11 protein-coding genes are annotated in these 12399 nt (G+C 64.8%); 2 read left to right on the forward strand and 9 right to left on the reverse strand.

What is annotated here, in order from left to right:
* Nucleotides 1-32: 32 nt before the first annotated feature.
* The 8 genes from J2X19_RS13395 to J2X19_RS13430 all read right to left on the reverse strand — a co-directional run bounded on the left by J2X19_RS13395 (nucleotide 33) and on the right by J2X19_RS13430 (nucleotide 9369).
* Nucleotides 33-488 (reverse strand): chemotaxis protein CheX, encoded by a 456-nt coding sequence (locus J2X19_RS13395; RefSeq protein WP_116606301.1) that lies wholly within the window; start codon nucleotides 486-488, stop codon nucleotides 33-35.
* Nucleotides 489-860, reverse strand: a complete 372-nt coding sequence (locus J2X19_RS13400; protein ID WP_310373816.1) for a response regulator — start codon at nucleotides 858-860, stop codon at nucleotides 489-491.
* Entirely contained in the window at nucleotides 860-2875 is a 2016-nt protein-coding gene (locus J2X19_RS13405) for an ATP-binding protein (RefSeq protein ID WP_310373818.1), read from the reverse strand. The genes J2X19_RS13400 and J2X19_RS13405 overlap by 1 nt, the downstream gene beginning before the upstream one ends.
* Nucleotides 2876-2965: 90 nt before the next feature.
* Nucleotides 2966-3802 (reverse strand): ABC transporter ATP-binding protein, encoded by an 837-nt coding sequence (locus tag J2X19_RS13410; RefSeq protein ID WP_116606304.1) that lies wholly within the window; start codon nucleotides 3800-3802, stop codon nucleotides 2966-2968.
* Entirely contained in the window at nucleotides 3799-4728 is a 930-nt protein-coding gene (ntrB, locus tag J2X19_RS13415; RefSeq protein WP_116606305.1) for a nitrate ABC transporter permease, read from the reverse strand. Before ntrB ends, J2X19_RS13410 begins: the two co-directional genes overlap by 4 nt.
* Nucleotides 4729-4794: 66 nt before the next feature.
* Nucleotides 4795-6039, reverse strand: coding sequence for a CmpA/NrtA family ABC transporter substrate-binding protein (locus J2X19_RS13420; protein WP_116606306.1), 1245 nt, complete (start codon nucleotides 6037-6039; stop codon nucleotides 4795-4797).
* Between the two features lie 309 nt (nucleotides 6040-6348).
* Complete coding sequence (locus J2X19_RS13425) at nucleotides 6349-8514, reverse strand: putative bifunctional diguanylate cyclase/phosphodiesterase (protein WP_310373823.1); 2166 nt, start codon at nucleotides 8512-8514, stop codon at nucleotides 6349-6351.
* Between the two features lie 207 nt (nucleotides 8515-8721).
* Nucleotides 8722-9369 (reverse strand): ANTAR domain-containing response regulator, encoded by a 648-nt coding sequence (locus tag J2X19_RS13430; protein WP_116606307.1) that lies wholly within the window; start codon nucleotides 9367-9369, stop codon nucleotides 8722-8724.
* Nucleotides 9370-9478: 109 nt separating this feature from the next.
* Between J2X19_RS13430 and tsaD the strand changes: the two genes are divergently transcribed.
* A complete protein-coding gene (gene tsaD, locus J2X19_RS13435; protein WP_310373826.1) occupies nucleotides 9479-10507 on the forward strand; it encodes a tRNA (adenosine(37)-N6)-threonylcarbamoyltransferase complex transferase subunit TsaD in 1029 nt (342 codons plus the stop codon).
* Between the two features lie 146 nt (nucleotides 10508-10653).
* Here tsaD and J2X19_RS13440 read toward each other — a convergent pair whose 3' ends face one another.
* Nucleotides 10654-11034 carry an Hsp20/alpha crystallin family protein gene (locus J2X19_RS13440; protein WP_116606309.1) on the reverse strand — a complete coding sequence of 127 codons (381 nt, stop codon included), beginning with the start codon at nucleotides 11032-11034 and terminating at the stop codon, nucleotides 10654-10656.
* A gap of 92 nt (nucleotides 11035-11126) precedes the next feature.
* Here J2X19_RS13440 and J2X19_RS13445 point away from each other — a divergent pair, with 92 nt between their 5' ends.
* Entirely contained in the window at nucleotides 11127-12398 is a 1272-nt protein-coding gene (locus J2X19_RS13445; protein ID WP_310373829.1) for a branched-chain amino acid ABC transporter substrate-binding protein, read from the forward strand.
* Nucleotide 12399 lies beyond the last annotated feature (1 nt).

Raw genomic sequence — 12399 nt, forward strand, 5'->3', positions numbered from 1 at the left:
CTAAAAGGCATTAAGCCAGCAGCACAGCCTGCCTAGCCCCGTGTGATATCCACCACCACCAACGCGGGCTGGTGGTGCCAGCGCAGGGTGATCGCATAGGGGCGTTCGCGCACCTGGGGCAGGACGCTGTTCAGGCCTTGCTGCGTTGTCGGCACCGAGATATGCAGACCGCTGCCCAGCACCTGGCGCGCATTGCCGGCCAGGGTGTTGGCGATTTCGCCCACCGCGTCGAGCAGATGCGCATCGCTGAAATCGGTGGCGTGCTGCAGCACCAGCAGCTCGCGCAGCAGGGTGCCTGGCATGGACACCAGCACCTGGCCGTGGAAGCTGCCCGAGAACTGAACCGTGCCGGTGAACGCATGGCCGGTGACGTCGGCATGGCCCAGAAAGGCCGAGGTGATGTGCGGCGCCTCGGCGGTGGTGACCTCGAAGTAGCGGCGCACCGCATTGACGAACAGCTTGAGTTCGGCCTGCGTCAGCGCGTCCATTCAGCTACCCTCCGTCACGTCGAGCAAGGCCAGGCGCAGCTCGTCGTCGGTGAATGGCTTGGCCACAAAGCCGCGCGCACCCAGCTTCAGCGCGGCGATGGCCGTGGCCTTGTCGTTCAGCGCGCTGACCACCAGGATGCGGGTGCCCGGCAGCAGGCGCAGCATCTCGCGTATGCATTGCACGCCGTCCATCTCGGGCATGGTCAGGTCCATGGTCACCACATCGGGCTGGGTGGCTTTGGCGATGCGCAAGGCCTCGACGCCGTTGCGCGCCAGCCCGACCAGCGCGATCTTGCCCAGACCACCGCCTTGCACCACCTTGGAGATGCGGGTGCGGATCATGTTGGAGTCGTCTACGACTAAAAGTCTCATTAAATTTCAAATCGAATGGTGAATTCGGTGAACTGGCCGGTCGTGGACGCCAGGGTCAGCCGGCCGCCCAGGCGCTGCACATCGGCCTGCACCACATCCAGCCCCAGGCCCCGGCCCGCATGCACGCTCAAAGTGCCGGCGGTGGAAAAACCCGGCTTGAAGATGTGGGCCACGATCTGGCGCTCATCAAAGCTCTCCAGCTGCAGGGCGGTGTACCAGCCCAGGTCCAGCAGCTTCTGGCGGATGGAGGCGGCATGCAGGCCCCGGCCATCGTCGCGGATACGCAAGATCCATTCCGCATCCTGGCGCTGCAGCTGTATCTCCAACTGGCCGGTGGCGGCCTTGCCCGATGCCTGGCGGGTGGCAGGGGCCTCGATGCCATGCACCACGGCATTGCGGGTCAGCTGGGTGGCGATTTCGCGCACCAGGTCGGCGGCCTCGGCGCTGAGTGCGCCGTGCTGCTCCATCTGCACCCGGGTTGTTACCCGCTTGCCGTGGGCCGTGGCCAGCTCGGTGGCCAGGCGCTGCAAGGCGGTGTTCAGGGCCGTGCCCGTGGCCTGGGCCAGCATGCCGCGTTGCAGGCCGGCCAGGCTCTTCAGTGCGCTGATCTTGCCCAGCAGTTCTTCCAGCGGCAGGGGCAGGGCTAACAGCGGGTCGCCGCCGCCGCCTGCGCGTACCTGCAGCAGGGCCGATTCGAAGTCATGCGCCTGGTGCACCAGCGAGTCCAGGCCGAGCGCACCGGCATCGCCTTTCAGCGCGTGGATGCGCCGCGCCGCCTGGTCCAGCGCATGCTGCAGCGCGGGCTGGCCCTGGGCGGTGTTGCGCAGCAACTCGTTCACCTCCAGCAGGCTGGTTTCCGCGCGCGCCACAAACTGGCGCAGCAGCGCCGGGTCGGCCTCGCAGGCGGCCAGCAGCATGGCCAGCTCTTTTTGTGCGCGCTGGCGCTCGGCCTGCAGCGTGGCCTGCAGCGCGCTGCGCTCCGAGATGTCCTGCACCGTGACCAGCAGGTGCGCCACCGCCGCGCCCACACGGACCCGGTTGAAGCGGAACGCCAGGGTGCGCTGTACCTCCTGGCCGAGCCGGTTCGGCAGCTGCACCCGCACGTCGAGCAAGGGGTTGATGTCTTGCACCAGCGACTCCTTCACGTGGGGCGCAAACAGCAGCTCCACATAGTCTTTGGCGTCTTGCAGTGCCTTGTCGCTGAGCCGGCTGGCCAGCAGGGCAAAGAAGTCGTCGCCCGGCCGCAGCGGGTGGCCAAACAGCTGGTGGGCCGACTGCGAGACCTGCGAGCCAATGCGGAAGTCGGGCGTGATCAGGAACAGGCCTTCGCGCACGCTGGCCAGGATTTCGCGGTTCTCCTCGGTGGCGGCGTCGATGGCCGCGTCCGACTGGCGCAGCCGGCGTAAAAATTTGAACAAGATGAAGCCGAAGTTCAGCAGCGCCAGCACGATGCCGGCGGTCTGCACCTGGCGCAGGCGGTCGGCGCGCTGCGAGGCGGTGGCTTCGAGCGCGGTGGTCAGCGCATTCATCTGGCCCAGCAGCTGCAGGTTGTGGGCTTGCGCATAGGCGCCTGCCGCCTGCAGCTGGTCATCGCTGGCGCGGCCTTGCAGCACCGGCGCCAGCACCTGCTGGTAGGGTATCCACAGCGCCTGGGCCTGCTGCAGCGCGGCCAGCGCCTGGCGGCTGGCGACCGGCGGCAGGTAGACCGGCTGGTTGTTGCCGCCGGGCACCGTGCCGCCCAGCTGGAAGGCTTTGAGGCTGGCGTCGAAGAGCTGCACCGCGTCGCGCAGCTCGTCCAGGTCGGCCGGGCTGGCCAGGCCCTGGTTGCGCGCCGCCGACACCGCCAGCAAGGCCTTGGCCGTGCGCTGCGACAGCATGCGCTGGCGGCCCGCCAGGTTGATGCCCAGCGCGTCTTCGCTGATCTGGTACGAGGTATAGAAGTTGACCAGCAGCACGCCCAGGTCAAACAGCAAAAACAGCGCCACCGCAATCACGATGTCCCGGTACTTTCCCAAGGAAAACAGGGCGCTGGCGCTGCTGTTGCCTGCGGGAGTAGCTAGGTTTTTGATAGTGATTGCGGGGGCGGCTAGCACGGTGGGCAGAATTTATGCAGTGATTTTTTCGACGTGGGCTTGGCGGGTGTACAGGAAGTCGATCACTGCCTTGCGGTAGTGCTGGTACTGCACACTTTCGGCCAGTTCCACGCGGTTGCGCGGACGCGGCAGGTCGACCTGCAGCACTTCGCCGATGGTGGCGGCCGGCCCGTTGGTCAGCATCACGATCTTGTCGCTGAGCAGCACAGCCTCGTCCACGTCGTGGGTCACCATCACCACCGTGCTCTGGGTTTTCTGCACGATGGCCAGCAGCTCGTCCTGCAGCTTGGCGCGGGTCAGCGCGTCGAGCGCGCCGAAGGGCTCGTCCATCAGCAGGACCTTGGGCTCCATGCTCAGCGCGCGGGCAATGCCGACGCGCTGCTTCATGCCGCCGGAGATCTCGCCCGGGCGCTTTTGCGCAGCGGCGGTCAGGCCGACCATGGCCAGCACCGCGTCGGTGCGGGCTTTCAGCTGGGCCTTGTTCTCGGCCTGGACGCCGGTGGATTTGTTGGCTGCGCCGAAGACGCGTTCGACTGCCAGGTAGACGTTCTCGAAGCAGGTCAGCCAGGGCAACAGCGAGTGGTTCTGGAACACCACGGCACGCTCGGGGCCTGGGCCCTTGATCTCGCGGTTGGCGCAGAGCAGGGTGCCGTTGGTGGGTTCGGTCAGGCCGGCGATCAGGTTCAGCAGGGTCGACTTGCCGCAGCCCGAGTGGCCGATCAGGGCCACGAACTCGCCCTTGGCAATCGTCAGGTTCACATCGCGCAACGCCGGGAAGATGCCCTTGGCGGTCTTGAAGGTCTGCTCTACGCCCTGGATTTCGATGTATTTGCTGGTCAGTGAGCTCATGATTTGACTTCCTCAAAAGTGAAGGCGGTGGCCAGTTTGATCAATGCGTATTCGAGTACCAGGCCGACGATGCCGATGACGAAGATGGCGATGATGATGTGCTTCACATTCAGGTTGTTCCACTCGTCCCAGACCCAGAAGCCGATGCCCACGCCGCCGGTCAGCATCTCGGCCGCCACGATCACCAGCCAGGCGGTACCCACGGCCAGGCGCACGCCGGTCAGCATGTAGGGCAGCACGGCGGGGAACAGGATCTTGGTGACGATCTTCCATTCGCTGAGGTTCAGTACCCGGGCCACGTTCATGTAGTCCTGGGGCACGCGCTGCACGCCGACCGCGGTGTTGATCACCATCGGCCAGATCGAGCAGATGAAGATGGTCCAGATGGCCGCCGGGTTCGCGCCCTTGAACACCATCAGGCCGATCGGCAGCCAGGCCAGCGGCGACACCGGGCGCAGCAGGCTGATCAGCGGGTTGAACATGCGGCCCATGAATTCGAAGCGGCCAATCGCAAAGCCGGCCGGAATGCCGACCAGCGCCGCCAGGCCAAAGCCCACGGCCACGCGCTCCAGCGACATCAGCACGTTCCAGCCCACGCCCTGGTCGTTCGGACCCTTGCGGTAGAACGGGTCGCTGAACAGCACCACGGCTTCCTTGAAGGTTTCAAACGGCGACGGGATGCTGCTGGAGGTGCTGATCGAGATGATGGCCCAGATGCCGACCAACAGGCCTAGGCCCAGAATCGGCGGCAGCACATTGCGCCACAGGTTGCGCCAGTCGAACGGCATCTTGGCTGCGACTTCAGGTGCTTTGGGTGCGCTGGCGCTGGTAGAAGCTGCGGGTGTAGCTATCATTTTGGGAGTCATCGGGTGCTCGGGCGCATCGAAGGATGCGTCGCCGGGGGAGTGGAATACGGCACTGACCATGGGGTTCTCCTAGTGGGGAATGGGAACTCTGGGCACCCCCGCCGGGGAGGCGGGGGGCTGCACGGTTTAGCCGTGTACTTTGAAGCTGTCGGCGTATTTCTTGGGGTCTTTGCCGTCCCACACCACGCCGTCCATCAGCTTGCTGGTGCGCATCACGTCCTTGGGCACGGGCGTCTTGCTGGCGGCGGCCGCCTGCTTGTAGATGTCGATCTGGTTGATCTGCTTGGCCACGCCCAGGTAGTCGGGGTGGTCCTTCAGCAAGCCCCAGCGCTTGTGCTGGGTCAGGAACCACATGCCGTCGCTGAGGTACGGGAAGTTGACCGCGCCTTCGTTGTAGAACTTCATGTAGTTCGGGTCGTCCCAGGTCTTGCCCAGGCCATTCTGGTAGCGGCCCAGGATGCGCTGGTTGATGGCGTCCACGCTGGTGTTCACATAGCTCTTGTCGGCGATGGTTTCGGCCATCTTGTTCTTGTTGGCCAGGCCGGAGTCGATCCAGCGGCCGGCTTCCAGGATGGCGGCGGTCACCGCGCGGGCGGTGTTCGGGTATTTCTTGACGAACTCGCTGGTGGTGCCCAGCACCTTCTCGGGGTGGTCCTTCCAGATGTCCTGGGTGGTCTGGGCGGTGATGCCGATGCCGTCGATGATGGCGCGGTGGCCCCAGGGCTCGCCCACGCAGTAGCCGTCCATATTGCCGACACGCATATTGGCGACCATTTGCGGTGGCGGCACGGTGATGACCTTGGCATCCTTCATCGGGTCGATGCCATTGGCCGCCAGCCAGTAGTACAGCCACATCGCGTGGGTGCCGGTGGGGAAGGTTTGGGCAAAGGTGTATTCGCGCTTCTCGCTGGCCATCAGCTTGGCCAGGCCGGGGCCGTCGACGGCGCCCTTTTCGGCCAGCTTCTTGCTCAGGGTGATGGCCTGGCCGTTCTGGTTCAGGGTCATCAGGATCGCCATGTCCTTCTTGGGGCCGCTCACGCCCAGGTGCACGCCGTAGATCAGGCCGTACAGCGCATGGGCGAAGTCGAGTTCGCCGTTGACCAGCTTGTCGCGCACGCCGGCCCAGCTGGCTTCCTTGCTGGGGACGATCTTGACGCCGTATTTCTTGTCGATGCCCAGCACCGAGGCCATCACCACGCTGGCGCAGTCGGTCAGCGGGATGAAGCCGATCTTGACTTCTTCCTTCTCGGGTTTGTCGGAGCCCTGGGCGTAGACCACGGCGCGCAGTGCCGGGCTGATGCCCACGGCGCCCACGGCAGCGGTTTGCAGGACAGAGCGGCGGCTGAGTTTGGTTTTCAAGAGGTCGGTCATCAAAAGGTTCCCAAAAAGACAAGCTGAGAAACGAAAAAAGGCGTCCTCACCGCGCAGTGCGCTGCAGGTCTGCAGCCTTCTACGGGTGGGGACGCCTTTGTCCGGATACTGATGGTGCCAACCCGCCTTTGGGTTGGAACTGTCATGGGACCATCGTTGGTCTTGCTCTAGTTATGCAAACACTGTGCCAGCTTTGCAGGTCTCTTGCTTGCTATTGATAATATAGCTGCTTGCGCTGATGGAGTATGCGCTAGCGGCCTGTTTGGTTTAAATCCCAGGGTTCGCACTGTTTGTGTGCGCTGCACCATTTCAGCCGGGCATGGCTTCCAGTTGCCGTGCGGGAACGCTGCCTTGGTGCCGTGCCAGCAGGCTGCGCAAGGCCTCGGCCGTCAGCGGCTTGGCAAACAGATAGCCCTGGAATTCCTCGCAGCCGTGGGCACACAGCAGGGCGAACTGGGCCGGGTTCTCCACACCCTCGGCGACCACGGTTTTGCGCAGATTGCGGCACAGGCCGACCATGGCCTGGGCGATCATGGCCACGTCTTCGTCGAACTCCATGTCGGTAATCAGGGATCGGTCGATCTTCACCGTGTCCAGCGGCAGATGGCGCAGGTAGGACAGGCTGGAGTAGCCGGTGCCGAAGTCGTCCATCGCCACCCTAAAGCCCAGCGCCTTGAAGGCCTGCAGCACGCTGATGGCGCGCTCGCTGTCGTCCAGGAACACGCTTTCGGTGATCTCCAGCTCGACGCGCTGCGGCGGCAGCCCGCTGTCGGCCAGCCAGCCGGCCACGCGCGGCACCAGGTCGTCGGCCAGGAACAGCTTGGCCGACAGGTTGACCGCCAGGGTCAGCGCCCGGCCCTGCACCGGGCTCCACTGGGTGGCGGCGTGGAAGGCCTGGCGCAGCACCCGTTCGGTGATTTCGCCGATCAGGCCGGTTTCTTCGGCCATGGGGATGAAGCGGTCCGGCCCCACGCTGCCGCAGCTGGCGCTGTGCCAGCGGGCCAGCGCCTCGACGCCGACGATGCGCCGGTGCCGGTCCACCTTGGGCTGGTAGACCACGCTGAATTCGTTTTGCTCCAGGCCGAAGCGCATGGCGGTGGCCAGGTCGAGGCGTTCGTCGGCCAGCTTGTTGAGTTCGGGGGTGAAGAACTGGAAGTTGTTGCGGCCGCGCTCCTTGGCCGCGTACATGGCCACGTCGGCGTGCTTGAGCAGGCTTTGCGCGTCCATGCCGTCCTGCGGGTACAGCGCCACGCCCATGCTGGCACCCATCTGGAACTCGCGGCCCAGCAGGCTGACCGGCTGGTTCACCTGCTTGAGCACGCGCTGCAGGTGGGCGATCACGCTGTGGATGCGGAAATGCTCGTTCAGCAGCAACACGAACTCGTCGCCGCTGTGCCGTGCCACGGTGTCGCTGGCACGCACGCAGCCGCGCATGCGCTGGGCGATCTCCACCAGCAGCTGGTCGCCGGCGTCGTGGCCCAGGCTGTCGTTGATCAGCTTGAAGTGGTCGAGGTCGATGAACACCACGGCCAGAAAGTGGCCCATGCGCTCGGCGTGGGCGATGGCCGGGCCGATGCGGTCGCGCAGCAGGTTGCGATTCGCCAGGCCGGTGAGGGCGTCGTAGTTGGCCTGGCGCTCCAGCTGCTCCAGCTGGCTGCGGCGCTCGGTGATGTCCTGCACCGTGCCTTCGAAGCAGATGAATTCGCCGCGCGCATTGCGCACGCTGCGGGCGTTCTCGGAAATCCAGATCTTGCTGCCGTCGCGCCGGTAGACCTCGGACTCGAAGTTGCTGACCTCGCCGTGCGCAGCCATCAGCTTCTGGAAGCGTTCGCGCCGGCCCGGCTGCACATACAGGCGGCGGTCGATGTCGGACAGGTCGGCAATCAGCTCGTTGGCGGTGCTGTAGCCGTAGAGCCGGGCCAGCGCCGGATTGGCCGACAGGTAGCGGCCTTCCAGCGAGGTCTGGAAGATGCCTTCGCGCGCATGTTCGAAGATCTGCCGGTAGCGCAGCTCGGCGTGGGCCAGGGCGTCCAGGGTCTGGTGGATGTCGGTCACGTCCTGGATAAAGCCCTCCAGCACCTGCTGCTGGCTTTCATCCATCACCATCACGCCCTGGCCTTTGACCCGGCGCAGGGCACCGCTGCGGGTGATGATGGCGTAGTGCAAGGTGTAGCCAAGACCTGCCTGCACCGCCTGCAGCACCTCATGGCGTATCCGCAGCCGGTCGTCGGGGTGGGTGATGTCCTCCCACGATACCCGTTGGTTGTCCAGCAGGTCGGCGGCTTCGTAGCCGGTGAGCCTGAAGCAGCCCTGGCTGACGAAGCGCATGGTCCATTCGCCGTCCATCAGGCAGCGGTAGGCCATGCCTTCCAGGTTGTTGACCAGGGTGTCGAGCACCTTGTGCAGGTCGACCGAGCGCGCAATCAGCGGGCTGCTGTGGTGGGACCGGGCAGAGGGTACTAGATCGGATTTCACGGGGGGTGGTGGCGGCGGGGCCGGGTTGGGTCAATATGCACGACATGCCAGCAGAGGCCTGGCTTTGTTTGCGCAAGCACCATGCCACCACTGTTTTGCTATGAAATAAATAGCTGCCTGCGCAAGAATTGATTGCGCTAAGGCCGGTTTTGGCCTTGTATTTTACTGCTTACAAATTGATGCACTAATTGTGTGCACTGCACCATTTCAGGATAAAAGCTCGGCCACATCGAGGATGCGCTGGGCCACATCCACCAGCTTCAGGCTCTTGTCCATGGCGGCTTTGCGCAGCCTGTCGTAGGCTTCTTTTTCGCTCAGGCCCTGGCGCTGCATCAGCAGGCCCTTGGCGCGGTCGATCACTTTGCGGTTGTGCAGCTCGGCCTTGTGCTCGTCGCGTTCGACCCGGGTATCGGCGAGTTCGCGGCGCAGCGCCTGTTCGTGCTCGAAGCGGGCCATGGCCACGTCGAGGATGGGGCGGATGCGGTCGGCCGACAGCCCGGCCACGATGTAGGCCGAGACCCCGGCGGCCACCGCGTCTTTCACGTGCGAGGTGTCGCCGTCGTTGGTGAACATCACGATGGGGCGGGGTGCGTTGCGGGTGGCCATCACCACGTGCTCCAGCGCGTCGCGGGCTTCGCTTTCGGCGTCGACGATCACCATATCGGGCTGCAGCTGGGCCAGGCGTTCGGCCAGGAAGCTGTCGCCGGGCAGTACGGCGACCAGGTTGTAGCCGTTTTCCAGCAGGCCGATGCGCAGCGCGCGCGAGCGTTCGGCTTGCAGCAGGGCATGGTCGTCCCGTGGATCGAGTACATCCAGGTCAGGGGCAATCACTACGATGCGCAGGGCTTCAGTCATGGACGAAAACCCGCAAGATTCGCGCCAATTTGGGGCGGGCGCTGTGGGCGGCAGAGGGGGTAGCCTAAACTCGCGGCTTCGTTGTTGTGCATACAGATAGGGTACGCCTGTGTTGGTATTAGGTATTGAATCATCTTGCGATGAAACGGGTATTGCCCTGGTGCGCGCCGACGGGGCTGGCGTGCCGGTGCTGCTGTCGCATGCCCTGCACAGCCAGATCGAGATGCACCAGGCCTACGGTGGCGTGGTGCCCGAATTGGCCAGCCGCGACCATATCCGCCGCGTGCTGCCGCTGACCCAGCAGGTGCTGGATGAAGCCGGGCAAACGCTGGCCGATGTCGACGTGGTGGCCTATACCCGCGGCCCGGGCCTGGCCGGTGCACTGCTGGTGGGCGCCGGCGTGGCCTGCGCGCTGGGCGCGGCACTCGGCAAGCCGGTGTTGGGCGTGCACCACCTGGAAGGGCATTTGCTGTCGCCGTTCTTGAGCGCCGACCCACCGGAGTTCCCGTTCGTGGCGCTGCTGGTGTCGGGCGGCCACACCCAGCTGATGCGGGTGGACGGCGTAGGCCGTTACGAAATTTTGGGTGAAACCATAGACGACGCGGCCGGTGAGGCCTTTGACAAATCGGCCAAGCTGATGGGCCTGGGCTATCCGGGCGGGCCGGCTTTGTCGCGGCTGGCGGAGCAGGGCGATCCGGCGGCCTTCAAGCTGCCGCGGCCGCTGCTGCACAGCGGCAACCTGGATTTCTCGTTCGCTGGCCTGAAGACCGCGGTGATGACCCAGGCCAAGAAGCTGGGCGACGGGCTGGAGCCGCGCAAGGCTGACCTGGCGGCCAGCACGCAGGCGGCGATTGTCGAGGTGCTGTTGAAGAAATCCATCACCGCGCTGCAGCGTACCGGCCTGCGCCGGCTGGTGGTGGCGGGTGGCGTGGGCGCCAACAAGGCTTTGCGCAGCCAGCTGAATGCCGTCTGCGCCAAGGCCGGTATCCGCGTGCACTACCCCGAGCTGCATTTGTGCACCGACAACGGCGCCATGATCGCCATGGCCGGCGCGATGCGTCTGCAGTCCGGCCTACAGCAGGCCACGCGGGCTTACGCTTTTGACGTGAAGCCGCGCTGGCCGCTGGATTCTCTATAAGGGAGGGACTCAACTACTCCATTGTGGGCTAAGGCAAGAACGCCCGCCATCCAGAAACACCGCAGAACTGGCTTTGCCAGGCTGCAGGTGTTGCCCCCTGCAAGGGGGTTGGCGAAAGATGCGAAGCACTGCAGCCTGGGGGTGTGTTAATTAATCGTCAGGTTGGCGACGTTGCTGACCGGGATCTTCTTTGCCAACTTCAAAGTCAGCACGCCGTTTTCCAGTTTGGCATCGCTGGCCGAGACATCGATGTCCAGCGGCAATTCATACGCAGCCTTGTAGCTGCGCGGCGCGTCGGCCTGGCTTTCGATCCGCACCACATTGCCTTCGATGCCGATGGACAATTGCTCTTTGGCAATGCCGGGCACGTCGAACTGCAGGCTGTAGGCCTGTTCGTCCTGGCTGATGCGGTAGCCCGCTGAACGTTTTTCATCGACCAGGCGTTGCAGCGCGTGCAGGCTGCGCAGTTGCTGGTTTTGGCGGACGATGGCGGGATGGTAGGCGGGGTGGGTAGCAGCAAAAAACATAATAGGCTCCATTTACACTGCGCGGCGCTCACCGTGATTGCCGCATGGATGGAATCTGTGTGCGCGCCCGACTATTTCAAGGAAATTTCTAGATGTTTAAGTTTCGCCGCCAGGTCTTGAAATCGCTGGCTTTGGCGCTATGCGCGCCCGCAGCCGGACTGGCGCTGGCGGCCCCGGCGCCGATCAAGATCGCCCAGATCGAGGCCTTGAGCGGCCCCCTGGGCAACGGCGGCGAGGCGGTGTTCCGCAACCTGGTGTGGGCGGTGGAGCGGGTGAATGCGCGTGGCGGTATCAAGCTGCCGGATGGCAAACACCTGCTGGCGCTGGACCGGCTGGACAGCAAAGGCCAGAACGAAGAAGCCCTGTCGGCGCTGCGCGCGGCCATCGACGACGGCGTGCAGATCGTGCTGCAGGGCAATAACTCGGCCACCGCAGCGGTGCTGGTCGACGCCATCAACAAGCACAACGAACGCGAGCCGGGCAAGCGCGTGCTGTTCCTCAACTACGCCGCGGTCGACCCGACCCTGACCAACGAGAAATGCAGCTACTGGCACTTCCGCTTCGACGCCCATGCCGACATGCGCATGGCCGCGCTGATGTCGGTGTTCAAGGACGACACGGCGGTGAAAAGCGTTTACATCCTGGGCCAGGACTACAGCTTCGGCCAGGCCGTGGCGCGTGAGGCCAAGCGCCAGCTGGCGCTGCAGCGTCCCGATGTGCAGCTGGTGGGCGACGAGCTGCACCCGCTGGGCCGCATCAAGGACTTCATTCCCTACGCCACCAAGATCAAGGCCAGCGGCGCGCAGGCGGTGATCACCGGCAACTTCGGCAACGACCTGACCTTGCTGGTCAAGGCTGCGCGCGAGGTGGGTTTCGAGGGCAAGTTCTACACCTTCTACGGCAATGCACTGGGCGCACCGGCGGCGCTGGGCGAGGCTGGCGTGGGCAAGGTCATCGCCGTAGCCGACTGGCTGCCGAACCTGCCCACGGCGCAGAGCGAGGTCTTTGTGCAGAGCTTTCGCCAGCGCTTTCCCAAGCCGGCCGACGACTATCTGCACATGCGCATGCAGCTGATGGTGGAAGCGCTAGCCCAGGCCATCGAGAAGGCTGGCACTATGGATTTGGTAGCTGTCGCCGCAAGCCTGGAGCGCGCTAGCGTCAGTTTATATGGCCAAAGCGGTAGCATGCGCGCGGCCGACCACCAGTTCCAGCAGCCGCTGGCCGTGGGCATCATGGACCGCCAGGGCGCGCCCGGCGTGAAGTTCGATGTCGAAGGCTCGGGCTACGGCTTCCGCGTCATCAAGCAGATCAGCCCGGCGCAGGCCGAGATGCCGACGAGCTGCAAGATGGTCCGACCCGGCTAGC

The sequence above is a fragment of the Rhodoferax ferrireducens genome, assembly GCF_031458075.1.
GTDB classification, from domain to species: Bacteria; Pseudomonadota; Gammaproteobacteria; order Burkholderiales; family Burkholderiaceae_C; genus Rhodoferax_B; species Rhodoferax_B ferrireducens_A.

Coding starts and splice junctions, on each gene's coding strand:
- J2X19_RS13395 (WP_116606301.1), bottom strand. CDS start 488: ATGGACGCGCTGACGCAGGCCGAACTCAAGCTGTTCGTCAATGCGGTG.
- J2X19_RS13400 (WP_310373816.1), bottom strand. CDS start 860: ATGAGACTTTTAGTCGTAGACGACTCCAACATGATCCGCACCCGCATC.
- J2X19_RS13410 (WP_116606304.1), bottom strand. CDS start 3,802: ATGAGCTCACTGACCAGCAAATACATCGAAATCCAGGGCGTAGAGCAG.
- ntrB (WP_116606305.1), bottom strand. CDS start 4,728: ATGGTCAGTGCCGTATTCCACTCCCCCGGCGACGCATCCTTCGATGCG.
- J2X19_RS13420 (WP_116606306.1), bottom strand. CDS start 6,039: ATGACCGACCTCTTGAAAACCAAACTCAGCCGCCGCTCTGTCCTGCAA.
- J2X19_RS13430 (WP_116606307.1), bottom strand. CDS start 9,369: ATGACTGAAGCCCTGCGCATCGTAGTGATTGCCCCTGACCTGGATGTA.
- J2X19_RS13440 (WP_116606309.1), bottom strand. CDS start 11,034: ATGTTTTTTGCTGCTACCCACCCCGCCTACCATCCCGCCATCGTCCGC.
- J2X19_RS13445 (WP_310373829.1), top strand. CDS start 11,127: ATGTTTAAGTTTCGCCGCCAGGTCTTGAAATCGCTGGCTTTGGCGCTA.